Raw genomic sequence first — 21,452 nt, forward strand, 5'->3', positions numbered from 1 at the left:
ATCTGTTAAAGCTACTCTACAGAAACCACGTAGTAGTAAATCGGCTGTCCGCCGGAATATACCTCGACCTCACAGTCCGGATACTTTTCCTTCAGCTCTTTGCCGACCGCCTGCGCGTCCTCCTCCGTAACATCCGAGCCGTAGTAAACGCTGATAAGCTCGGAATCCTCGTCCATCATCAGGCTGACCGTCTCCTCTGTGACAGCCGCGATGTCATTGCCGACCGCAAGGATGGAGTGGTCGCCGATACCCATAATGTCGCCCTCGTGGATCGTCTTGTCGTCAATATGCGTATCGCGCACAGCATAAGTAATCTGTCCTGTTTTGATCATGGACAGCCCCTCTGTCATCGCCTCTTTGTTTTCCTCCGCAGATTTGTCCGGCGCAAAATTAATGATTGCGGAGATACCCTGCGGCACGGTCCTCGTCGGAATCACGACGATCTGCTTGTCCTTTGTGAGCGCCTGCGCCTGGTTTGCCGCCAGAATGATATTTTTATTGTTCGGCAGGATATAAATGGTGTCCGCGTTTACCTGGTCGATAGCGTTCAGCATATCCTCCGTGCTCGGATTCATCGTCTGACCGCCCTCAATCAGATAGTCCACGCCGAGACCTTTGAAAATCTCACCGATTCCCTCACCGATCGACACGGAGATAAAGCCGTTTTCCTTGTGCGGCATCGCCGGTTTCTCCGGTTTTTCCGCCTTAGCCTCCTCCTGCGCGTGTTTCGAAGCATCCTTGATCAGCTTTTCCTGATGCTCCTCACGCATATTGTCTATCTTCATCCGGGACAGCTCGCCGTAGGTGAGCGCCTTTGTGATGGCAACGCCCGGTTCGTTCGTGTGCACATGTACTTTTACGATATCCTCATCCGCCACCACGACGATGGAATCACCGATGCTCTCAAGGAAAGCCTTGAAGGCAAGCTCTTCCGCCTCATCCATCGGCTTGCGGGTCCGGATGATAAATTCGGTACAGTAACCGAATTTGATTTCCGCCTGGGCTTCCACGGAAACCTCCGCACCGGCGCCGGAGGTCTTCTCCTGCCCCTCGATAACATAGTTTACCTCTTTGCCCAGATATGCGTCGAAGGCGCCTTTGAGCACCTGGATCAGACCCTGTCCGCCGGAATCCACCACACCTGCTTCCTTCAGCACCGGAAGCAGCTCCGGGGTCTGTGCCAGCACTTCCTCCGCGTGAGCGAGCGCGCCGCCAAGCACCTCTTCCATTTCGGCACCCTCAGACGCCAGCTCGGACGCTTTTTCCGCAAAGCCCTTTGCAACGGTGAGAATAGTTCCCTCCTTCGGCTTCATAACAGCCTTGTACGCCGTCGCAACTGCTTTCTGGAATGCCTCCACGATCAGCTCTGTCGTAATCTCCTTCTCATATTTAATTACCTTTGTAAAGCCTCTTAAAAGTTGGGAAAGAATAACGCCGGAATTTCCGCGCGCCCCGCGCAGAGACCCCGATGAAATTGCCTTTGCCAGCGTTTCTAAATTTAATTCCTCCAGGGAAGCGACTTCCTTCGCTGCCGACATAATCGTCAGCGTCATATTTGTTCCGGTATCTCCATCCGGAACCGGAAAAACGTTTAATTCGTTGATCCACTCCTTATTTGCTTCCAGGTTGCTGGCACCAGCCAAAAACATTTTTGCGCACAGTTGTGCGTCGATTGTATTTCTACCCACTTCCGAGTTCCTCCTTAATCAATCACTCTTACGCCTTCTACGGCAATATTTATTTTATCGATCTCCATACCGGTAAATTCCTCCACCTGGTACTTTACATTGCTTATCAGATTTTCCGCCACTGCAGAAATGCTGACACCGTAAGAGACGATGACATGAAAATCCAGAGAAATCCGGTTGTCCTCACCAACGGTGACATTAATACCGTGTTTTAAGCTGTCACGCTTCAAAAGTCTTACAAGACCATCCTTCATGCTTACCGCCGCCATGCCGACGATTCCGAAGCATTCCACGGCAACGCTGCCCGCATAGGTTGCAATAACATCTTTATCAATGGAGATGGTCCCCAGTGCATTATCCATACGACCTTTCATATTCATACCTCCAAATTTCATATGACTGATGCCAGGACAGACGAAAATCCGGCTGCATCGGGAAACAGATTTATTTGCTCCCGGCATCATGTATCTACAGTATAACAAGTTTTCCGCAAAAAGGAAACATCTTTTTTCAAATTCTACTTGCAAATTCAAATGGATTCTGTTAAAATACCATTGTTGTCAGTCTGTACATAACAGTATAGGCGAGTAAGGTATAAGGAGGTGCTGTCATGGCCAGATGTGCAATTTGTGATAAGGGCGCTCATTTCGGAAACAACGTGAGCCACTCTCATAGAAGATCCAACAGGATGTGGAAATCCAACATCAAGTCAGTAAAAGTTAAAGTAAACGGAGCCGCTAAGAAGATGTACGTTTGTACTTCCTGCTTAAGGTCCGGTAAAGTAGAAAGAGCATAATGTAAGGTATTTACAGACACCGCCTGGATGGGCGGTGTTTTTTTTGCCGTGCAGACGACAAAAACGTCCACCGGACGTTTTTCGTCAGCACATAAACAGGTTATAGCCTGCCAGGAGAAAAGAAAAAATCAGAAGAACCGTGATAAAGGAATTGGATATAAACAGGGAAATCAGCATCCCCGCCGCTATCCAGAACAAGGTATAGCCCGCAATCCGTTTCATATATGTTCTCCCGACTTTTTCTATTATTCTATGCAGTTTTCCGTAAAATGTTCCTGGCAGGCAGCGGTATGCTGCCTACAGAATTTACCACCCGGATAATAGCCCGTCCGGATGCAGAATGGCTTAGTTGTCTGTATCGCTGCCATCCTCAGAGCCGTCTGCTTTATCCGCACCGGAGGCTGCGCTGCCCGTGCTGCTTCCCGTACCGGATGCCGTGCTGCTTCCCGCGCCCGACGCAAATCCGTTTCCGGAGGTAAAGCGGTTCACAAAATCCGGCACCATATCGAGCACCTTTGTCAGACCGTCCTGGTTGCGCACATTTACCAGACGCGAGGTGCCGTTCTGGATGACAAGCACCGCGCTCGGCATCATCTTGCAGCCCATGCCGCCACCGCCGTTATTTTTCTGCTTGGTGCTGCTCTCCTGTCCTTCAAATGCAGCCGCCGCCACGCCGAAGGATACATCCACCAGCGGCAGAATGATGGTATCGCCCACCGTGATCGCATCGCCAACTACTGTTTTGGAATGAATAAAGCCGTCCATTCCCTTGAACAGTGATTCTACCTTTGACTGAAAATTGTTTTCTGATGCCATTTTTGTTCCTCCTTTATTTTCACTCTGAATTTCCTGTTATGAGTTTCTCTCTGTAACGGTTTTTCCGGTATGCCGCCCTTTTTCCGCAGCATCCGGCAGGTATTTGCAGCCGCACTGTTCACCCGGCGCCTTTTTATGACCGGCTGCCCAGCAGCCTTCTTATACGTTTGATGGTAATCCGGACGTGCTTATCCAGCAGAAGCGCCAGCACTGTTTTTACCATATGGCATGCGCGGATATGTCCTTTCAGAAAAATTCTGCCCTCCAGTACCGGCTTCGTAAAGTCCGCTTCCACGATGATACGGTTTCCCGCCGCCACCTGAAGAATGCTTAAGATACCGAGAAGCTGTCCTGTATCGGCCGGGTCGTCCAGTCCGAACAATACGTTTCCCTCTATCTTTTTCGGGAAATAGTGCCGGAGAAGATAACGGATTTCTTTTTTTACATGCTGCAGAGCTTCCTGTGTATGGACATCGTACCATAGTTTCTTATAATATTCCAGTCTCGATTTCAGTTTCTCGATGCTCTGCCTGATATTCCGTATTTTTTCCAGAAACAGACGGAAGCTATTCTTTATTTTTTCAAAAAATTCCCGCAGTCTGCCAAAAATACCTGCGCGCGGCTGCTCCTCCTGCGGTTCATCCACCGGTCCTTCTTCCGGTTCGTCTCCCGGTGATGAAGGTTCGTTTCCAGGCTCTTCCTCCGATTTATCCACCGGTTTATCTTGCGATTCATCCACTGGTTTATCCTCCGGAGGGATAGACGTTCCAGATGATGAAGATTCCTCTTCCGGAGGTGCGGTTTTACCATCCGGTGATGTAGCTTCCTCTTCCGGCGATGCGGTTTTACCATCCGGTGATGCGGCTTCATCATCCGGCGGCACACAGGGTTCCGTTTTCTCTGTGTCCTCCTCTGGCAAAGCTTTTTTCCCTCCGGCATCTTTTTTCCTGCTCCGGGTCTTTTTTTTCTTCTCCCCGATAACCGTGTATCCGCATATTTTCACACAAATCTGCGGCTTTCCCTCCCGGTACTCTATGCTGACGGAAAGAAGATGCAGCAGCCAGGTAATCCGCGCGGAGGCTGACAGCTTTTCTGTTTTTTCCGCCGACGCCTGGTAGCGGATGGGTACAAACAGAAGCAGCAGTGCCGCCGCCAGCAGAAGAAGCAGCAGAATGCCCAGCAGAATAAACGGTATTTTCAGTATCGTCAAAAATATATGTAGCATTTTTCCACCTGCCGCCTACTTTCTGAACCGAAACAATTTTCGCTTCTTTAACTTTTCCATCGGATATTCATAAACCATATCTTCTCCGTCCGGCACACGCTCCCGCAGGAACCTGCGGACATCAAAATCACCATTTTTACGGTAAGCATCGAGCGCAATGCCGGTGGCAAGCTCCACCGCCTCGTGCCAGCCTCTGGCGGCGCCGACAATCAGCGGACAGTGCCCGTGCAGAACCGGCTGGAGCAGAGCATCCGCCAGAAAAATATCAAAGAGATCCTTCTCATTGGCCGCCAGGGTAATGAGGTATACATCTGGCATCCCGACGCCGGTCTCCGTATTTTTGATAAGCTGCTCCCTGCTCTTTTTTAATTTCTCACCGATATATAGCTTCTGATACCATTTCATAATTATATCCTTGCCACTTTTTTACAGTTTAATCGATTGCAGAGAAAGGGATTGTCGCATAACTCTGCAGCAACCCCTTACCCACTTAATAATGTTTCTTTGTTCCCCACAAATTTGCTTTTTTCAGCGATAGATACTCGTCGTATGCGCGCTCCAGCATCGTCCGCTCATTGGCAAATTTTAACAGATGGTATGCCTCATGGTATTTGTAATACCCTGAGTCCACAAAGTGTTCTTCGCGCTGTGGTTTGCTATAATAACTTTCCGAACGCATCAGGTACCAGTGTACATCCTTTTCCACCACATCCTCCGGCACATTGAAAGAATACTGGCTTTTCCCGATATACTTTACAATGTTCGCCTTCACGCCGGTTTCCTCCAGAACCTCGCGCAGCGCAGTGTCCCGGTACTCTTCACCGACCTCTACTGTCCCCTTCGGCAATACCCAGCCCTCATATTTGTTCTTATAGCTCTTGAACAAAAGCAATATCTTGCCCCGAAATATTACCACACCGCCACAGCTCGTTGCCTCAATCATTGCAATTCCTCCTGTTGTGCGTTGTGTTCCTTTGCTGGTCTTAGTATACCGCTTTTTTCAAAAATCCGCAACTCTTTCTTATGAATCCTTACCACTGATTATTATAGTAGGCGTCAAACACCGCTTTCGCAATCGGAACTGCCGCCGCGCTTCCGGTGCCGCCGTCCTCCGCAATCACGCTCACCACAATGTCCGGATCTTCGACATTGGAGAAGCCGACAAACCAGGAATGTGTGGAATATTCCGCTTCCTGGCCGGTGTTTCCGTTTACCTCATACTCTGCGGAACCGGTCTTTCCCGCTACCGTGTAGCTGTCGTTCCACAAATAAGAGCCGGTACCGCCCTCCACAACACTCTGCATATAGCTCTTTAAAATATCCGCCTCCTGCGCGGAAATGATCCGCTTATATTCGATCGGCTTTGTTTCGTTTACTTCCACGCCTTCCGTATTTTCCACGCGCTGTACAAAATACGGATACATCATAACGCCGTCATTAGCGATCGTGCTGACGATCAGTGCCATATGGAACGGGGAAACCAGCGTATCTCCCTGCCCGATGGAGGTCGTCATGATATCGCCGTAGGACGAATTGCTGTTCAGCACAAACTGGCTGCTGCTGTACGGCATCAGAGTCGGCAAATCGCCGTTAAACAAAAACTTTTCACAGAGGTCGCCAAATTTATCCAGGTCAAGCTGCAGTCCGATGTTGGCAAACGAAGTATTGCAGGAATGCTGGAAGGACTGCTGCAGATTCTCATAGCCGTGTACCTCTCCGTCATAGCACTGGATGGTCACATCGTTCTGCGTGATATATCCGTCGCACTGGAAGGTGTAATTCTCATAATCATTCCCCGCCTCATGCTCCTGGATATACTCAAGCGCCGTCAGAATCTTAAAGGTAGAACCCGGCGGATAGAGTCCCTGCGTCGCGCGGTTTAAGAGCGGACTGTGCGCATCCTCCGCGATTAAGTATTCCCACTGCTCCTCCATCGCATTCGGGTCAAAATCCGGATGCGATACCATCGCCAGCACCGCGCCGGTATCCGGCTCCATCACAACGACCGCGCCGCGGTATGCGCCCAGCGCCGTCGACGCCGCCTGCTGCAGGCGCGTATCCAGCGTGAGGATCAGACTGTCTCCCCGCACTTTTTCGTTGTTCACGCCCTTGCCCACCTGGTCGACAATCGAGGTATTTGACGTCAGCAGATCACTGTTGTACATCGCCTCAATGCCGGACTTTCCGTTCGTGGTATAGCCCACTACATGGGCAAACGTACTGCCGTAGGGGTAGATGCGCGTCTCATTTCCGTCGGCGTCCACATCCGTTCCGGCAAGCACCTCGCCGTCCGCCGAATATATTGAACCGCGCACGACGTACTGCTTCTGTTCCTCCGCCTTGGTGTTGTTCGGATTCGCCTTCAGCTCATCAGAAAGCGAGATCTGAAAATATGCCATATAACCGACAAGCGCCAGAAACATGGCGGAAAACATATACGCCACCCGCCCGTACACCCGGTTCCGCTGTTTCTTTGAAACCGGCTTCTCCGGCGGCGGCAGCTCTTTATCCTCCGGAAGCGGCGGTATCTGATACGGGTCCCCGTTCTGTCCGTTCCGGTACCCGTCCTCTCCCTGCCGCTGCGTCAGAAATTCGGGGACCTCCACCTCATGCTCCGAAAAATCTCCGGGATTCCAGTTCCCTTTCCCTGTCTCTTTCAATTTGCTCCTCCTCGTCTTCACGCAGAATATAAAGTCCCTGTATAATCGAAAACATCAGAACGGTACTCAGCATGGAGCTTCCGCCGTAGCTGACAAGCGGCAGCGTCACACCGGTCATCGGGATAAACTTCATCGCTCCGCCAATCGTCAGAAATACCTGCACTGCATACATGGTGCCAAGACCAAGCGCCACCAGCCGGTAAAAGCGGTTGGAAAGCCGCATGGCAATGTTTACAAACATGATATAGCAGCTCATGCAGATAAGAATCAGACAGATGGCAAAAATACCGCCCAGCTCCTCCGCAATCGCCGCAAACATGAAATCCTGCTCCACGATCGGGATATTATCCGGGCTGCCCTGCATCAGACCGGTACCAAACCAGCCGCCCGCCGCGATGGAAAAAAGCGACTGCGCCACCTGATAGCCCTGATTTGCATAGTCTGCAAACGGATCCTGCCATATCTGCACACGCACGCGCACATGGGAGAACAGATGATACGCTCCCACCGCCGCCACAGAGCCGGCGCCAAGCCCGGCGAACAGATACAGACAGTTCCGCGTCGCCACATACAGCATAATCAGATACGTGATGAAAAAAATCAGCGCGCTTCCAAGGTCAGTCGAATAAACCAGAATCAGCACATGCAGCGCCGCCACCACCGTGGCTATCACAATATCACGGAACCGCTTTGCCTTGCCGAGCATACCGGCAATGGCAAACACGAAAATAATCTTTACAAATTCCGACGGCTGTACACTGATGCCTCCAAAAGAAAAGCCAAGCTTCGAACCGTAGGTTTCATTCGCCGCCACCGCCACAATTCCGAGCATTCCGATACCGGCCGCCGCATACAGCCAGGTCCATTTCGTCAGGATCCGCACCTTGCGGATGATGACCGGAACGACCAGCCCCACCGCGGTGGACGCCGCCACGATCTGAAACTGCTTCAGAGCCTGCTCGTAGGAGAGCCGTGTGAGCATGATAAAACCGACCGTGATCAGCATACACATATGGTTCACGACCAGCTTTGACGCCCGCGGATACAGATTGCGGAAAAAGACCAGCGTCGCCGCAAGATAGATAAACTGCGCGCCGTAAAAGAAGAGCAGCTCCGTCTCCTCCGTCTGCAGATACATCACCATAAACGCGATGAAATGTATGATAAACATCATCAGATTCTGCTGCAGAAATAAAAATTCCTTATCCTCCTCATCCTTTTTTCCAAAGACAAGGAAACTCTGCATCGTATAAATCGTCATCAATATCAGAATAGCATATCTTGAAAACTGAATAATTAAATTTACCACGTTTTTACCTATTCCACTCCGCGCTCGAAGTGTCCCCTTGTAAACTCTTTGTGTGCTCTGTCCGCCGTCTCTCTTTGGAAGAATACTCCGGCATAGGTTCCGGCGATCTGCCGCGCCTCCCTGGGCTCTTCCGTCGTAAACTGCAGGCGGATGCTCTGCGGATGCAGCCTGCGGATATCCTCCGCATTTCCCGCCAGCTGAAGCGGCGCGCTGTTATAGATGATATTATAGCAGAACGGGCAGACATTTCTGACTGCAAACAGCTTCTGCTTCCGGTCCTTCAGATAAAGCAGCGACGGCTTTTTTGTACAGCCGGTGCTGTTCTTTCTCTGACATTGTGCGGAAACCATCAGCGGCTGATAGCCGTACACGATCAGCTCGCTCTCCCCGCAGCCCCGCACGTTCAGCTCCCTGCGGTTTAATTCCACCGGAGCCGTATCAAAAAGGAGCTGCGCCTCCTTCCAGAAAAGATGTGCTTCCCGGTTGAAGGTGTATAGATTCCAGTCCGCCGCCAGAGACTTCGGATACGCCTTTTCTTTTAAAAAGGCATATTCCTCCTGGCTGCGGATGAGCAGACCGTCGTATGCCGCCAGCGTATCGAGCGCTTCCCTTCCCTGATAATAGGAAAGCGCCTGCGCCCGGAAAATCCACGGCATAATATAAAAGCAGCGTTTTCCAGCCTCGTGACAGAGAGCAATCTGCCTGCGGGAAGAGGAAAGAAAATCCTCCCTGTTCTCAAAAGCACTGCAGTCCAGATAAATCGTCTGAAGCTCCGGCACATTGCAGAGCGCTTTCACAAGCGCCAGATTTTCCACGGAAGCGGACATGCGCATCGTCCCGCCGATTCTCTCCCATGAAGACTGTTCTTCCACCTCTGCGCCATATGTTATCCCGGCAGTCTGCGCCGTCTCCGGAATATCAGACTGCTTCACGCTGCCCTGGCGCTCTGACCGGGTTACGGATATCTCTGCGCCGCCCCGGCTCTTTTCGCCAGGCTTCCGGTATCTCCCGTCCGGGCGCCGGTACGCTGCCAGAATGTCCTCTTTTAATGCTGCGATAGCATCCCGGCGCAGTTCATTGAGCGCCTGCACCGGCAGAAACACATCCTCCTCCGCCTCAATTTCCAGATGTTCAAAAACAAATCCGCTGCCGCCTGTCTTTCGCATCTGTTTTTCAATTCCGTCCGCCGTAAGCGGGCGGTTCTGCGCTTTCTGCGGCTGCATTCCCTCTGCCGTAACAGTATGTCCATCATAAGACAAGCTTAGTATAGCAGGTTTTTTCTTTGAAAGTATTAATTTCCCATTAAATTTTTCCGGAAATTCCCTGTCAAGGTATTCCCGTTTCAGTTCCTGCAGCAGTTTTTCGTTATCCGTACAGTAATTGGACTGTCCGGGCGACATCATGCCGGGACCGTTCTGCCGGCGGTAATAACCGTCTGAGAAGCCGCCGCGGCTGTACAGATTCTGCAGCTCCTGCAGGTCCTCCCTGCGCACCTGGAATTTTTTCTGTGGATTTTCCAGATAACGGTCCAGATAACGACGGTAAATCCGCACCACGCCCGCCGCGTATTCCGGGCTTTTCATCCGTCCCTCGATTTTCATGGAATAAACGCCGCTTTCGATAAGCTGCGGGAGCAGTTCCAGCGTGCAGATATCCTTGGGACTGAGCAGATACTGCTTCTGCGTTTTGTTCAGCCGCTTTCCGTTTTCGTATAAATCGTAGGGAAGCCTGCACGGCTGCGCGCATCTTCCGCGGTTGCCGCTTCTTCCCCCGATCATGCTGCTCAGGAGGCACTGTCCCGAATAGCAGAAGCAGAGCGCTCCATGAATAAAGCTCTCGATTTCGATATCCACGCTCTCATGGATGCTGCGTATTTCCGCAAGCGACAGCTCGCGCGCCGTCACGACCCGCGTTGCGCCAAGACCTTTCAGAAATTCAGCTCCATAGGGACCTGTGATTCCCATCTGGGTGCTGGCGTGGATGTCCAGTTCCGGAAACATGTCCCGGATATAGCGGAGCACTCCAAAATCCTGCACGATTACAGCATCCATTCCCTCCCGGTAATACGGATTCAGATAAGCATATAATTCCTCCAGCTCCTCATCCTTCAGAAGCGTGTTCACCGTCAGATACAGCCTGCGTTTTTTGGTGTGCGCATAATCAATGGCGCGCTTCAGCAAATCCTCGTCCGGATTATCGGCATAGGCGCGTGCACCAAAACGGCTGCCGCCGATATAGACTGCATCCGCGCCCGCCGCGATCGCCGCCGTCATGCTTTCATAGGAACCGGCCGGAGCCAGCAGTTCTGCTTTCATAAAATCCTCCTGTGAAAAGAGAATCCCGCCTGCGGGATTCTCATAATCCGTTACTGTTTCTTCAATTCGTCCAGCTTTCTCTGCATGTCCATCAGATTATGCTTGAGGTCAAAGATTTCCTTGTCTCTGGCGGCGATATGGTCCTCCAGAATCTCCACCTGTTTTTTTGCTTTGAAGTAGTCATCCGCAATATTAAGCTGCATTAAAATATTTTTGCGGTCGTCGGACTGCCTGCGGTAGCTGTCCAGCTTCTTAAATTCCGCCAGCTTGCTGTTGATATAATAGGAAACCCTCTGTATATATTCTTCGCTCTCATAGCCGCTGATCATAAGAATTTTTCCGTCTATCACAACCTGTATCTGGTTCTTTTTTGACATGCCGTTTCCTCCCGATGATATCTTTCCAATATCCGTTCTTTTGTTTTTCCCACAACCTGGTTACAGTATACCCGACTTTTCCTGTAATTGCAAGTTAAGATGATGATAAGCTTTCTCCGTCGCCACGCGCCCCCGCGGCGTCCGGTTGATAAAGCCGTTTTTCAGCAGATACGGCTCGTAGACATCCTCGATGGTGCCGGCATCCTCCCCGATCGTCGCCGCCAGCGTATCCAGACCGACCGGCCCGCCGGAAAATTTTTCAATCAGCGTAAGCAGCAGATTTCTGTCCGTCACGTCCAGTCCGTAGCGGTCGACCTCCAGCAGATCCAGCGCGAAGCATGCAATATCCTTTGTGATATTTCCATCGTATTTTACCTGCGCGAAATCGCGCACGCGCTTCAGCAGACGGTTGGCAAGCCGCGGCGTGCCGCGTGAGCGCTTTGCCAGCTCCTCTGCTCCCCCGGCGTCGATTTCCACGCCAAGTGCCTTCGCGGAATGGCAGATAATGGTGGAAAGCTCTTCTACCGTATAATATTCCAGATGATGGATAACGCCGAACCGGTCGCGCAGCGGAGCCGTCAAAAGACCAGCGCGCGTGGTCGCCCCCACCAGCGTAAAACGCGGAAGCTCCAGACGGATGGAACGCGCCGTCGCTCCCTTTCCAATCATAATATCAATGGCATAATCCTCCATCGCCGGGTAGAGCACCTCCTCCACCTGGCGGTTGAGACGGTGGATCTCATCCACAAAAAGGACGTCGCCCTCCTGGAGGTTATTCAGAATCGCCGCCATCTCGCCCGGCTTTTCAATCGCAGGACCGGAGGTCACTTTCATATTTACACCCATTTCATTGGCTATAATTCCCGCAAGCGTCGTTTTGCCAAGTCCCGGCGGTCCGTAAAACAGGACGTGGTCCAGGGAATCGCCGCGCTGCTTTGCCGCCTCGATATAAATTTTCAGATTTTGCTTTGCTTTTTCCTGCCCGATGTATTCGTCGAGGGTTTTCGGACGGAGACTTGGCTCTATCCTGGCATCCTCCTCCATCACCTCGGTCTCGATGATTCGTTTTTTCATGCTGCTCTCCTGTTATACTTTCCGTTTCCCGCCATGTTCTGTGCAGGAAATCCTGCCGCCATCCAAAGACCGGCAGCTATCATTTTTAGAAAGAGATATGCTTCAGCGCTGCTCTCAGGATATCCTCGGTACTCATATCCTCCGTGGCGTGCACCGCCTTTACTGCTTTCAGCGCGTCGCTTCCGGCATATCCGAGCGCCACCAGCGCCTGCACCGCCTCGCTCTGTGTTTCGTTCGGGGCGGCGGCAGCCGCCGCGGTATTTTCCGCCAGCTTCTGCTCAAAGGTATCCTGCAGACTGAATTTGTCCTTCAGCTCCAGAATCAGCTTCTGCGCGGTCTTTTTTCCGATGCCCGGCGCCGCGGAAATTGCCTTGATATCGTCCGCAAGCACGGCAAACCGCAGCTCGTTTGCGGAAATGGCTGTCAGAACGCCCTGCGCCGCTTTCGGACCGATTCCGTTTACCTTCAGCAGCATCCGGAAAATCTCCAGGTCGTCCTTCGAGAGAAAACCGTAAAGCTGGATGGCATCCTCCCGCACATCCATGTACGTATACAGAAGCACCTCCATGCCTCCGCGCACAAGCTGTCCGGCATCTCTTCCCGTGATATATACGTTAAAGCCTATTCCATTATTTTCAATGACGGCGACATTTTCCGCCGCCTCCACCAGTGTTCCCTTTATAAATGCAATCATTCTTTTTCCCGGCAGGCTGCGTCTCTGCAGTCAATCCGTCCTGCAACAGTGACGTCTCCCGCCTGCTCTCCTTCTTTCCATTCCACCAGATATCCGCAGCCGTTTTTTACCTGATAGTCAAAATATCCGCGCCGCACAGACGCCATAGCTGACAGCACGCTCATAATCGTCCCGCCGTGTACCACGCAGGCAATCTCCCGGCAGCCGTTTTTCTCTGCCTCCGCCAGCATCCCGCGAAACGCGCGCACGCACCGCTCCTGAAATTCTTCCCGGCTCTCCCCGCCCGGAAACGGCAATGTTCCGCCGCTGTCGATCCACGCCTGGTAGGCGGCGTCCCCGGAAAGCTCCCGGTAGTTTTTATTTTCAAAGCTGCCGAAATCACATTCCCGGAAATCCGGGACAATGCTCTGCACAATTCCCGGAAAGAGCAGCTCCGCCGTCTGCCGGCAGCGCAGCAGGGGGCTGACGTAAAGCGCTTCCGGCGCCGCGGCGTCCCCGTCCTTCTTCTGCCCGACAGATACTGCGGCGTCCCCGTCTTTCTTCTGCCCGGCAGATACTGCGGCATCTCCGCCATTTCTTCTGTCCGCAGCTTCCCCGGCACTGTGCTCCTGCAAAACGTAACAGCCGCGGGCGAGCTCCGCCCTGCCCTCTTCGCAGAGCGGTTCATCCGTTTTTCCGATATAGCGTCCTTTTAAATTTCCCGCCGTCTTTCCGTGACGAATCATATAAATTTTCATTTTCCGCCGCCCTCGTTCTCTTTTTCCAGTTTCTGCAGATGGTTCTCCTATACTTTTATACGTTTCCCTTTATGACGACAGGAATGCCTGCCGCCACGCGCACCACCGTATCAGAATCCGCCGCGATACGGCAGCAGATGCGCCCTGTCAGTTCCCGCCATGCCCGCTCCTGCGCATCGACGGGCACCACGCCGTACCCGATTTCATTGGAAACAATGCAGATCTGCGGATTTTTCTCTGCCAGCTCCTGCGGCAGCCGGTTCAGACGGCTGTATGCCGGCGCGTCCGGCTCTGCATCCACCTCCGGGTTTTCCGGCTGCCTGGGCTCTGCATTCACCCCGGACGCGTCCATCTGCTCCGGCTCCTGCATAAACCGCCGGATAAATTCGTGGAAATCCGCGATTGCCCGGCAGGTAAATATCTCGTCGTATGCACAGGTCCTCCCGTCTGTAAAATCAGACGCGCAAAGACCGAAGAGCCTGCCTGCCGCTTCTTTTTTTCCCTGATAGCTTCCGCCAATTATCAGTTTCATCCCGCTTCTCCTATCCTGCCAGTTTTCCGGCAACCACCACCGCGACCGCCATCGCCAGCTCACAGACCTGCAGGAAAAATCCCGCAAGGTCCCCGGTCGTCCCGCCGAATTTCCGGTAGGACATCCACCGGTAGTAGCCAAACGACGCCAGAGCCGCCGCGATACCGGCGATGCCGCGCAGCCCGCCGGTTGTGTACATCAGCAGCAGGCACACGGCAATATAACAGCCCATCGTAATTCCGACCGTCCGCCTCTGCGCGGAATCGGAGAAGGCATGTACCAGCCCGCTGTTTTTCGCTTTTTTAAATGTAACGACCGCCAAGGCGCTCAGCGCACGCGACAGCACAAAGCCGATTGCCAGCACCTGCATGTCCGCCATTGTCGCTTCGCTGTAGACCCCGAATTGCAGAACAAAATAACATATTCCCATAAGGATTGCAAATGCGCCGGAATGGGAATCCTTTAAAATCTCCAGCTTTTCCTCCACCGGCTTATAGGAATTTATCGCATCCGAGGTGTCCAGAAAACCGTCCACATGAATGCCGCCCGTCACAAGCACCGGAATCAGTATCAGCACCGCCGTCCGGAAATTCCCTTCTCCCGTGAGATAGCCGCCATACTTAAGCCACAGCAGCATCAGCGCACCGATTACCGCGCCGATCAGCGGGAAAAAGCAGAACATATAACGCATCCGCTCTTTTGTCCACTCCATGCGCGGCATCGGGATGCGCGAATACATTGAAAATGCAATCACAAACGCCCCAATCAGATTCATTTTTCTCCATCCCCGCTTTGCTTTAAAATAACCGGAATGCCGTATACGACCTCCGCCACGCAGTCCGCCATCCGCGCCATCGCGCAGTTGATACTTCCCAGACATTCCAGATACTGCGTCGTCCACTCATCAAACACCGCGCCGTCTGAAAACACCTCATTCGTCACCACGATCAGATTGGCGCACTGCCCTTTTAATTTCTCAACTCCTGTCATAATCTTTGCGGCAGTCTCCTGCGGCGTGTGCTTCTTTCCGTCAAAAAACTCGTTCGCCGTCAGATTTGACATGCATTCCAGAAGCGCCGTACTTCCCGGTTCCAGAAAAAGCCTCTCCAGGTCCGCCGGACATTCCAGCGTCTGAAAATGCTTGCCGGCGCGCATCCTGCGATGCCTTTCAATGCGCCTGCGGCTTTCCTCATCCGCGCACTGCATCGTTGCAATGTAATAGCGCTTCTGCTCTCCCAGCTTCAGGACCTGCTGCTCCGCCCAGGCGGACTTGCCGCTGCCGCTGCCGCCGGTCACTACCATAAACATCTTTTCATCCCCCATTTATGCGTCTGTCATCCGCGGCATCCATAAGCATCCCTTTCGTCGCCGCATCCGCACATTCCCCGCGATACAGCAAAGCTTTGCGGCGCTCTTTGGCGGTATGCTATGTAAGCGGCTGATACGCCTCCACAGAAATATCATCGAAGGTACTCATTTTCTGATACACCTCGCACGCCATGTCCAGCAGCGGGAACAGCGTAACTGCTCCGGTGCCCTCTCCAAGACACATATTGCAGTGAAGCGCCGCCTCCAGGGAGAGCGTCTCCAGCACAAGCCGCGTCGCCGGCTCCTTCGATATGTGGGAGGCAAGCATAAAGTCACGGCACTCTTTGCAGATCTGCACCGCTGTCAGCGCCGCAACCGCAGAAATAAATCCGTCAATCACAATCGGCACGCGATATTTTGCCCCGCCGAGAAATACTCCGGCAAGTCCGGCAATATCCAGCCCGCCGACCGCCGCCAGCACATCCACTGCATCCCGGCATTTCGGCAGATGCAGCTCCAGCGCCTTTTTTATCACCTGTATTTTCTTTTCCAGACCGGCGCTGGAGAGCCCTGCTCCGCGCCCTGTCATTTTTTCCGGCTCCTGGTGCAGATAGGCGCACGCCAGCGCGCTGCTGGTCGTTGTATTTCCGATTCCCATCTCTCCGGTGGCAAGAATCCGGTAGCCCTTCGCCGCCAGCTCGCCCACCATATCGCAACCGGTCTTCAGCGCCTGAAGCGCCTGCTTGCGTGTCATTGCCCATTCTCTGGCAATATTTTTTGTGCCGTAGGCAACCTTCCGGTTCAGCGCGCAGGTATCCGACGCCACCCCGATATCGACCGGGAAAATATCCGCGCCCGCTTTTTTGCAGAGTACCGCCGCCGTCGCCTGCCCGGTAAGGAAGTTGTCCGTCACAATGGCAGTGACCTCCTGCCCTGTCTGGGTGACGCCCTCCTCCACCACGCCGTTATCGGCACACATCACAATCAGTCCCTTTTTCTCCAGCGAAATGTTTGCGCTGCCGCTGATTCCGGCAATCTGCACCAGATAATCCTCCAGCATACCAAGGCTGTGCAGAGGCTTCGCGATGCTGTCCCATTTCTTCCGGCAAAGCTCCATCGCCCCTTCATCTAGCCGCTCTGCCCTGTATTCTTCTAACCATTCTCTCATCGTTATACGCCTGTTTTCCTTTCTCACAAAATCAAACATCTTATTCATTATAAAAAATCAGGCAAATCGTGTCAACAAAAGAATCTCGCTTTGCGGGATTTAACGCCAGACGCAGAAGAATGGAAAGCCTGGCGCCTTCCACTCTTCCATAAAAAAGTAATCCTATAATTTTGATACCGCCAGCGAATATTCCGCGGAATATCGCATCTTATATGCCGGGAACTGCTTGATACGGTAGCTGTAAAGCTTTTTGAGGAACGTCTTGTCCGACATTTCGTCGGTGACTTTGATTGCCTTAACGGCGTTCACCGCCGAAGTCTGTCCGTGCTGGATGGAGTAGCTGTATACCGCTCCCTTCACCACATCGGAGCGCGTGGCAATGTTGATGCCCGCTCCCGCCAGCGTTGTCTCTACCGGGTCATAATAATTCACCTTCGCAAACTGGTCCTGCAGCTCCGCAAACAGCGCCGGATTTCTGGCATAGATAGTATTCCATGCCTTGTAGAAGTTTTTGTTGCTTTTCAGCTTTGTTCCGCTGGACAGCCCGGCGTAGGTCTTAAACTCCGCGCAGAGCTGCGCATTCTGCGAATACGCATATTTTACAAACGGAAGCAGGGCGTAGCGATAATCAAACTGGTAGGCGCCGCAGGCGCTGCCGTTATCCCCGCCGGTCTGGTTGTACGCCAGGGACCCCGATTCAAACGTAAGGAAAAACAGCATGTCGCTGGACGGCGTGGCGGTGGTATCCGGTACCAGCGTACACTCCCCGTTCGCACCCGCTATGTATTTCCGTCCCTTCCAGGTAACAGTCTTACTTGTCACCATGACGCCGGTGGACGGCTTAAAGCAGTAAAGCTTTCCGTCGATGGAATAGATGCCGCTCACGCGCTCGCCGGTGCTCTCGGACAGATAATATTTCTTTCCCTTCACTGTCAGCCAGCCGGTTTTCATGTACTTATCAAAATAATACCATTTGCCGTCCACTTTCTGCCAGCCGGTCTGCAGCACACCGTTGCTGTCAAAGCAGTAGGATTTGCCGCTGCCCAGCTTGTAGATGCCATTTGCAAGGGCAAGACCGTTCTTGCTTTTCTGGAAATAATACTTTTTGCCGTTAATGGTCTTCCAGCCATACTGGCATACGCCGTTCGAAGCAAAATAATGATAGCCGTCCGGCATTTTCCGCAGCCCGGTCAGCCGGTAGCCGTTTTTATTTACATAATACTTTCCAATCAAAGGAACTGTAATCCACTTCGATTTCAGCATGACACCGGCGGAAGTATAGTAATAGTACCTGCTTCCGATTTTCTGGAAGCCCTCCTTAAAGTTTTTCACCAGGCGTCCGTCGTCCCGCACGAAAACGCGCTTCACTACGCCGTTTTCCCTCTTTTTCACCCAGGTGTTGCGGTCCATATAGCCGTTTGTGTTCAGATGACGGTCCCCCACCCAGCGGTTTTTCACCAGAGTCTTTCCGTTTTTATAACACTGCATGTCCCCGTTTTTGCCAACCTTCACCCACTTATAGGTAGCCGCCTCTGCGCCAAGCGGAACCCCCGCCAGCAGCAAAAAAGCAAACAGCATTACAATAACATACAATCCTCTCTTTTTCATACAATTCTCCCTTCTCAGCTAAACCAGTGGTCTCCTATTTTCAGCTTTCCATAATAAATATTAAAATAATAATAGCCCTTCAGCTTCGAGCCCTCCGTGAGCACCTCTTTTGCAGCCTTCACGCATTCCTTCTGGATGCTTTTTTTGCTGTAATAAAGCTTCGTGAGCGACCCGTTCATGGCGGGCGTAAACTGCCCGCTCTGGTAAATCACACTTTTTAAGGTGTTCGGAAATTTTTTGCTCTCCAGGCGGTTGATCACAACGCTTGCCACCGCGACCTTTCCTCGGTAGGACTGGTTCCCCGCTTCCAGATAGGTGATGGCGGCAAGCAGGCGGATATCCGCCTCGGACGGAGGGTCCTTGGGATTTTTATTTCCTTTTATAATCGTTCCGGTTTCGTCCACGTAGCATTTGTTGCTGCCGCTGCCAATCCACTGGCAGGTCGCCAGCACGCCGTCCGCGTCGTAAAAATGCTTCTCATACCACCGGTTTACCACTTTGCCGGATGATCTGATACAGCAATAGGTCTTTCCGCTGACCGTAAATACGCCGTACTTCGCTTTTCCGCTGCTTCCATAATAATAATTTTTCACCCAGCGGTTTTTCACCATTTCGCCTCTGGAATTATAATAATAGTCTCCCACACGTTTGCTGGTGACGCGCCCGCTGCTCTTTGTGCAGTAATACGTCTTTCCGGAGACGGTAAATTTTCCGGTCTTCAGCTTTCCGTTTGCCCCAAAGTAAAAATAATGCTTTTTTATTTTTACCCAGCGGTTCTTTACCATCACGCCGTCTTTATTATAATAATAGCTTCCGACCTGCCTGCTGCACACCTTCCCGGTGGAACGCTTTACATAGTAATATTTGCCGTCCACCTGGAAACGCCCGGTCTTCAGGTACCCTTTTTTATCAAAGTAGTACCATTTCCCGCCGATTTTCTTCCAGCTGTTTTTTACATAGGTCTTCTTTTTTGTATCGTAATAGCGTGTCTTTTCCCCGGATTGTTTCCACCCCGCACTGCACACCGCGGAAAAGGACAATACGCAAAGAAGAACCGTCAGCACAAAAAACACTGTCCGTTTCTTTTTCATAACTGACTTTAAGAATCCTCTCCCATATATTTTGTTACAAAAATATTAAATATATGTTCTTACTATAACATTCCCCCTCTGTTTTGTCAACTTTCTGCAATACTTTCTCTATATTGCACAAAAACAGGGCAGAATTGCGCACAAAAAAAGCGGACTGACCGCCTTTTTTGTGTACAAACTGTCCCTCTGTTTCAGATAATGATGCAGATAAACCCGCCGCTGTTTTCATTGACGATTCTCTGCATCACCTGCTGCAGCTTCTGCCTGCCCTCCTCCGTAATCTGCGAGAGCTTCCCGCGGATGCCGTCCTCTGTCATCTGCTCGATGGATTTTCCGAAAATATTGGTATCCCAGATACCGTCCCCGTTCTGCGCTGATTCCCTGATATAGGCGATCAGATCCTGTGCCTGCTGCTCGCTTCCGACGATCGGGGAAATCTCCGTCTCTATCTCCGCCCGTATCAGATGGATGGACGGACTGACTGCCTTCAGCTTTACGCCGAATTTGTTTCCCTGGCGGATAACGACCGGCTCCTCCATGCGGATCTCGTTCTGCCGCGGCGTAATCACCCCGTATCCGGTATTCCGCACGGACGCCAGCGCCTCCCGTGCCTGTTCATACTCCGTTTTCAGCGCAGACAGCTCTTTTACCATAGAAATAAGCTGGTACTCTCCTGCAATCTCCACGCCAGCGAGCTCACTCAGCATCCGGTAATACCAGACGTCGTCCACATCCACGCGGATGCGCGCGCTTCCGTCCTCCCCGCCGCCGCTCTCCAGCCCCGCTTTTTCCACAAATTCCAGCGCCCGGATTTTCGCCAGTCCATCTGTTCCCAGCGTCTCACTGTCGGGCTCCTCCTGCATCAGCTCCTTTGTAATATTTACAAGCCCTTCCTTCACCGGATGCTCCGGCGGAAGCATTTCCACCCATTTGGGTATGTACAATTCCAATCGACCAAGCTTCAAAAAAATACCCCCTTACCTGTACTGTTCCAGTATATGTAAGGGAGTATCAGACTATGACAAATCAGTTTTCCACAAACAGCGGTGTTGAGTAATAGCGGTCGCCGGAGTCCGGAAGCAGAGCTACAATGGTCTTTCCTTTGTTTTCCGGGCGCTTTGCGAGCTGCAGCGCCGCATAAAGTGCCGCTCCGGAGGAGATTCCGGTCAGAACACCCTCGGTCTTACCAAGCTCCTTTGCCGCCGCAAAGGCATCGTCGTTTTCCACCTTGATAATCTCGTCATAAATGGAGGTATTCAGCACATCCGGCACAAACCCGGCGCCGATTCCCTGAATCTTGTGCGGTCCGCCCTTGCCCTCGGAAAGTACCGGTGAGGCGGCCGGTTCTACAGCCACTATCTTTACCTGCGGCTTTTTGCTCTTTAAATATTCCCCGACGCCGGTGATGGTGCCGCCGGTGCCGACGCCCGCCACGAAAATGTCCACCGCGCCGTCCGTATCATTCCAGATTTCCGGACCCGTGGTTTCCCGGTGAATCCGCGGATTTGCCGGATTCTCAAACTGTCCCGGAATAAAGCTGTTCTCTATTTCCGCCGCCAGCTCCTTCGCCTTCTCAATGGCGCCCTTCATGCCTCTGGAACCTTCGGTAAGCACGATTTCCGCCCCGTAAGCTTTCAGGATATTTCTGCGCTCCACGCTCATCGTCTCCGGCATGGTGAGGATAATGCGGTAGCCCTTTACCGCCGCGATTGCCGCCAGTCCGATTCCGGTATTTCCCGATGTCGGCTCTATGATAACCGCGCCCGGTTTCAGCTTTCCCTCCGCCTCCGCGCTCTCAATCATCGACTTTGCCACGCGGTCTTTCACACTGCCTGCCGGATTAAAATATTCCAGCTTTACCAGAACGCGCGCCGCAAGCTGATGCTTCTTCTCCAGATTTACCGCCTCCACCAGCGGTGTGCCGCCGATAAGTCCAAGTGTTCCCTGATAAACGTTTCCCATAATTTTTTCCTCTCTTTCTTTTCCTATATTTCCTACTTGATTACTATGTTATTAATGACAGTTTACCACATTTTCTCTGTTTGTCAATAGTT

General features: G+C 52.3%; 23 protein-coding genes. 1 reads left to right on the forward strand and 22 read right to left on the reverse strand.

All coding sequences use genetic code 11. The annotated features are described in order from the left end of the window. Positions 1 to 11: 11 nt before the first annotated feature. Positions 12 to 1,688, reverse strand: a complete 1,677-nt coding sequence (gene fakA / locus NQ534_RS20015) for a fatty acid kinase ATP-binding subunit FakA (RefSeq protein WP_040783102.1) — start codon at positions 1,686 to 1,688, stop codon at positions 12 to 14. Positions 1,689 to 1,702: 14 nt separating this feature from the next. Then, the gene (locus NQ534_RS20020) at positions 1,703 to 2,062 is read right to left on the reverse strand and encodes an Asp23/Gls24 family envelope stress response protein (protein WP_040783100.1); all 360 of its coding nucleotides are present in this window, start codon (positions 2,060 to 2,062) and stop codon (positions 1,703 to 1,705) included. A gap of 236 nt (positions 2,063 to 2,298) precedes the next feature. Here NQ534_RS20020 and rpmB point away from each other — a divergent pair, with 236 nt between their 5' ends. Further along, complete coding sequence (gene rpmB / locus NQ534_RS20025) at positions 2,299 to 2,484, forward strand: 50S ribosomal protein L28 (RefSeq protein ID WP_074679814.1); 186 nt, start codon at positions 2,299 to 2,301, stop codon at positions 2,482 to 2,484. A gap of 84 nt (positions 2,485 to 2,568) precedes the next feature. Here the strand turns inward: rpmB and NQ534_RS20030 are convergent, their stop codons facing one another. The 20 genes from NQ534_RS20030 to cysK all read right to left on the reverse strand — a co-directional run bounded on the left by NQ534_RS20030 (position 2,569) and on the right by cysK (position 21,360). Next, positions 2,569 to 2,706 (reverse strand): hypothetical protein, encoded by a 138-nt coding sequence (locus NQ534_RS20030; protein WP_006861909.1) that lies wholly within the window; start codon positions 2,704 to 2,706, stop codon positions 2,569 to 2,571. Positions 2,707 to 2,829: 123 nt separating this feature from the next. Then, on the reverse strand, positions 2,830 to 3,300 hold the full coding sequence (locus NQ534_RS20035; RefSeq protein WP_006861908.1) for a GerW family sporulation protein: 471 nt from the start codon (positions 3,298 to 3,300) through the stop codon (positions 2,830 to 2,832). A gap of 133 nt (positions 3,301 to 3,433) precedes the next feature. Then, positions 3,434 to 4,525 (reverse strand): DUF2953 domain-containing protein, encoded by a 1,092-nt coding sequence (locus NQ534_RS20040; protein WP_006861906.1) that lies wholly within the window; start codon positions 4,523 to 4,525, stop codon positions 3,434 to 3,436. A gap of 15 nt (positions 4,526 to 4,540) precedes the next feature. Next, a complete protein-coding gene (locus tag NQ534_RS20045) occupies positions 4,541 to 4,930 on the reverse strand; it encodes a hypothetical protein (RefSeq protein WP_006861905.1) in 390 nt (129 codons plus the stop codon). A gap of 85 nt (positions 4,931 to 5,015) precedes the next feature. Further along, positions 5,016 to 5,468, reverse strand: coding sequence for an NUDIX hydrolase (locus NQ534_RS20050; RefSeq protein WP_006861904.1), 453 nt, complete (start codon positions 5,466 to 5,468; stop codon positions 5,016 to 5,018). A gap of 88 nt (positions 5,469 to 5,556) precedes the next feature. Further along, positions 5,557 to 7,185: a peptidoglycan D,D-transpeptidase FtsI family protein gene (locus NQ534_RS20055; RefSeq protein WP_242655345.1), complete on the reverse strand. Its 1,629-nt coding sequence runs from the start codon at positions 7,183 to 7,185 to the stop codon at positions 5,557 to 5,559. After that, positions 7,133 to 8,494, reverse strand: a complete 1,362-nt coding sequence (locus NQ534_RS20060) for an FtsW/RodA/SpoVE family cell cycle protein (RefSeq protein WP_040783098.1) — start codon at positions 8,492 to 8,494, stop codon at positions 7,133 to 7,135. Before NQ534_RS20060 ends, NQ534_RS20055 begins: the two co-directional genes overlap by 53 nt. An 8-nt stretch (positions 8,495 to 8,502) precedes the next feature. After that, a complete protein-coding gene (locus NQ534_RS20065) occupies positions 8,503 to 10,809 on the reverse strand; it encodes a peptidase U32 family protein (RefSeq protein WP_074679817.1) in 2,307 nt (768 codons plus the stop codon). 50 nt (positions 10,810 to 10,859) lie between these two features. Beyond that, positions 10,860 to 11,186 (reverse strand): cell division protein ZapA, encoded by a 327-nt coding sequence (locus NQ534_RS20070; protein WP_006861899.1) that lies wholly within the window; start codon positions 11,184 to 11,186, stop codon positions 10,860 to 10,862. Between the two features lie 60 nt (positions 11,187 to 11,246). Then, entirely contained in the window at positions 11,247 to 12,260 is a 1,014-nt protein-coding gene (ruvB, locus tag NQ534_RS20075; RefSeq protein ID WP_006861898.1) for a Holliday junction branch migration DNA helicase RuvB, read from the reverse strand. Between the two features lie 85 nt (positions 12,261 to 12,345). Continuing rightward, positions 12,346 to 12,954: a Holliday junction branch migration protein RuvA gene (gene ruvA, locus NQ534_RS20080; protein ID WP_006861897.1), complete on the reverse strand. Its 609-nt coding sequence runs from the start codon at positions 12,952 to 12,954 to the stop codon at positions 12,346 to 12,348. Further along, a complete protein-coding gene (locus NQ534_RS20085) occupies positions 12,951 to 13,691 on the reverse strand; it encodes a histidine phosphatase family protein (RefSeq protein WP_006861896.1) in 741 nt (246 codons plus the stop codon). Before NQ534_RS20085 ends, ruvA begins: the two co-directional genes overlap by 4 nt. A gap of 55 nt (positions 13,692 to 13,746) precedes the next feature. Continuing rightward, positions 13,747 to 14,223: a bifunctional adenosylcobinamide kinase/adenosylcobinamide-phosphate guanylyltransferase gene (locus tag NQ534_RS20090; protein ID WP_006861895.1), complete on the reverse strand. Its 477-nt coding sequence runs from the start codon at positions 14,221 to 14,223 to the stop codon at positions 13,747 to 13,749. A 10-nt stretch (positions 14,224 to 14,233) separates the two neighbouring features. Continuing rightward, positions 14,234 to 14,998, reverse strand: a complete 765-nt coding sequence (locus NQ534_RS20095; protein ID WP_006861894.1) for an adenosylcobinamide-GDP ribazoletransferase — start codon at positions 14,996 to 14,998, stop codon at positions 14,234 to 14,236. Further along, the gene (locus NQ534_RS20100) at positions 14,995 to 15,531 is read right to left on the reverse strand and encodes a bifunctional adenosylcobinamide kinase/adenosylcobinamide-phosphate guanylyltransferase (protein ID WP_040783191.1); all 537 of its coding nucleotides are present in this window, start codon (positions 15,529 to 15,531) and stop codon (positions 14,995 to 14,997) included. The genes NQ534_RS20095 and NQ534_RS20100 overlap by 4 nt, the downstream gene beginning before the upstream one ends. A gap of 118 nt (positions 15,532 to 15,649) precedes the next feature. Beyond that, positions 15,650 to 16,699 (reverse strand): nicotinate-nucleotide--dimethylbenzimidazole phosphoribosyltransferase, encoded by a 1,050-nt coding sequence (cobT, locus tag NQ534_RS20105; RefSeq protein WP_040783095.1) that lies wholly within the window; start codon positions 16,697 to 16,699, stop codon positions 15,650 to 15,652. 162 nt (positions 16,700 to 16,861) lie between these two features. Beyond that, complete coding sequence (locus NQ534_RS20110) at positions 16,862 to 18,307, reverse strand: N-acetylmuramoyl-L-alanine amidase family protein (protein ID WP_006861891.1); 1,446 nt, start codon at positions 18,305 to 18,307, stop codon at positions 16,862 to 16,864. 14 nt (positions 18,308 to 18,321) lie between these two features. After that, a complete protein-coding gene (locus NQ534_RS20115; protein ID WP_006861890.1) occupies positions 18,322 to 19,398 on the reverse strand; it encodes a cell wall hydrolase in 1,077 nt (358 codons plus the stop codon). A gap of 191 nt (positions 19,399 to 19,589) precedes the next feature. Further along, on the reverse strand, positions 19,590 to 20,363 hold the full coding sequence (locus NQ534_RS20120) for a stage IV sporulation protein A (protein WP_143115690.1): 774 nt from the start codon (positions 20,361 to 20,363) through the stop codon (positions 19,590 to 19,592). Positions 20,364 to 20,424: 61 nt separating this feature from the next. Beyond that, positions 20,425 to 21,360 (reverse strand): cysteine synthase A, encoded by a 936-nt coding sequence (gene cysK / locus NQ534_RS20125; RefSeq protein WP_006861888.1) that lies wholly within the window; start codon positions 21,358 to 21,360, stop codon positions 20,425 to 20,427. Positions 21,361 to 21,452 lie beyond the last annotated feature (92 nt).

Origin of the sequence: Marvinbryantia formatexigens DSM 14469 (assembly GCF_025148285.1) — a bacterium.
GTDB lineage: Bacteria > Bacillota > Clostridia > Lachnospirales > Lachnospiraceae > Marvinbryantia > Marvinbryantia formatexigens.

What these genes read in the sequence shown, in the direction of transcription:
- NQ534_RS20090 (WP_006861895.1), bottom strand. Translation starts at nt 14,223, where the DNA reads ATGAAACTGATAATTGGCGGAAGCTATCAGGGAAAAAAAGAAGCGGCA.
- NQ534_RS20095 (WP_006861894.1), bottom strand. Translation starts at nt 14,998, where the DNA reads ATGAATCTGATTGGGGCGTTTGTGATTGCATTTTCAATGTATTCGCGC.
- cobT (WP_040783095.1), bottom strand. Translation starts at nt 16,699, where the DNA reads ATGAGAGAATGGTTAGAAGAATACAGGGCAGAGCGGCTAGATGAAGGG.
- NQ534_RS20040 (WP_006861906.1), bottom strand. Translation starts at nt 4,525, where the DNA reads ATGCTACATATATTTTTGACGATACTGAAAATACCGTTTATTCTGCTG.
- cysK (WP_006861888.1), bottom strand. Translation starts at nt 21,360, where the DNA reads ATGGGAAACGTTTATCAGGGAACACTTGGACTTATCGGCGGCACACCG.
- NQ534_RS20070 (WP_006861899.1), bottom strand. Translation starts at nt 11,186, where the DNA reads ATGTCAAAAAAGAACCAGATACAGGTTGTGATAGACGGAAAAATTCTT.
- NQ534_RS20100 (WP_040783191.1), bottom strand. Translation starts at nt 15,531, where the DNA reads ATGTTTATGGTAGTGACCGGCGGCAGCGGCAGCGGCAAGTCCGCCTGG.
- NQ534_RS20035 (WP_006861908.1), bottom strand. Translation starts at nt 3,300, where the DNA reads ATGGCATCAGAAAACAATTTTCAGTCAAAGGTAGAATCACTGTTCAAG.
- ruvA (WP_006861897.1), bottom strand. Translation starts at nt 12,954, where the DNA reads ATGATTGCATTTATAAAGGGAACACTGGTGGAGGCGGCGGAAAATGTC.
- rpmB (WP_074679814.1), top strand. Translation starts at nt 2,299, where the DNA reads ATGGCCAGATGTGCAATTTGTGATAAGGGCGCTCATTTCGGAAACAAC.
- NQ534_RS20020 (WP_040783100.1), bottom strand. Translation starts at nt 2,062, where the DNA reads ATGAAAGGTCGTATGGATAATGCACTGGGGACCATCTCCATTGATAAA.
- NQ534_RS20085 (WP_006861896.1), bottom strand. Translation starts at nt 13,691, where the DNA reads ATGAAAATTTATATGATTCGTCACGGAAAGACGGCGGGAAATTTAAAA.
- ruvB (WP_006861898.1), bottom strand. Translation starts at nt 12,260, where the DNA reads ATGAAAAAACGAATCATCGAGACCGAGGTGATGGAGGAGGATGCCAGG.
- NQ534_RS20115 (WP_006861890.1), bottom strand. Translation starts at nt 19,398, where the DNA reads ATGAAAAAGAAACGGACAGTGTTTTTTGTGCTGACGGTTCTTCTTTGC.
- NQ534_RS20110 (WP_006861891.1), bottom strand. Translation starts at nt 18,307, where the DNA reads ATGAAAAAGAGAGGATTGTATGTTATTGTAATGCTGTTTGCTTTTTTG.
- NQ534_RS20045 (WP_006861905.1), bottom strand. Translation starts at nt 4,930, where the DNA reads ATGAAATGGTATCAGAAGCTATATATCGGTGAGAAATTAAAAAAGAGC.
- NQ534_RS20050 (WP_006861904.1), bottom strand. Translation starts at nt 5,468, where the DNA reads ATGATTGAGGCAACGAGCTGTGGCGGTGTGGTAATATTTCGGGGCAAG.
- NQ534_RS20030 (WP_006861909.1), bottom strand. Translation starts at nt 2,706, where the DNA reads ATGAAACGGATTGCGGGCTATACCTTGTTCTGGATAGCGGCGGGGATG.
- NQ534_RS20065 (WP_074679817.1), bottom strand. Translation starts at nt 10,809, where the DNA reads ATGAAAGCAGAACTGCTGGCTCCGGCCGGTTCCTATGAAAGCATGACG.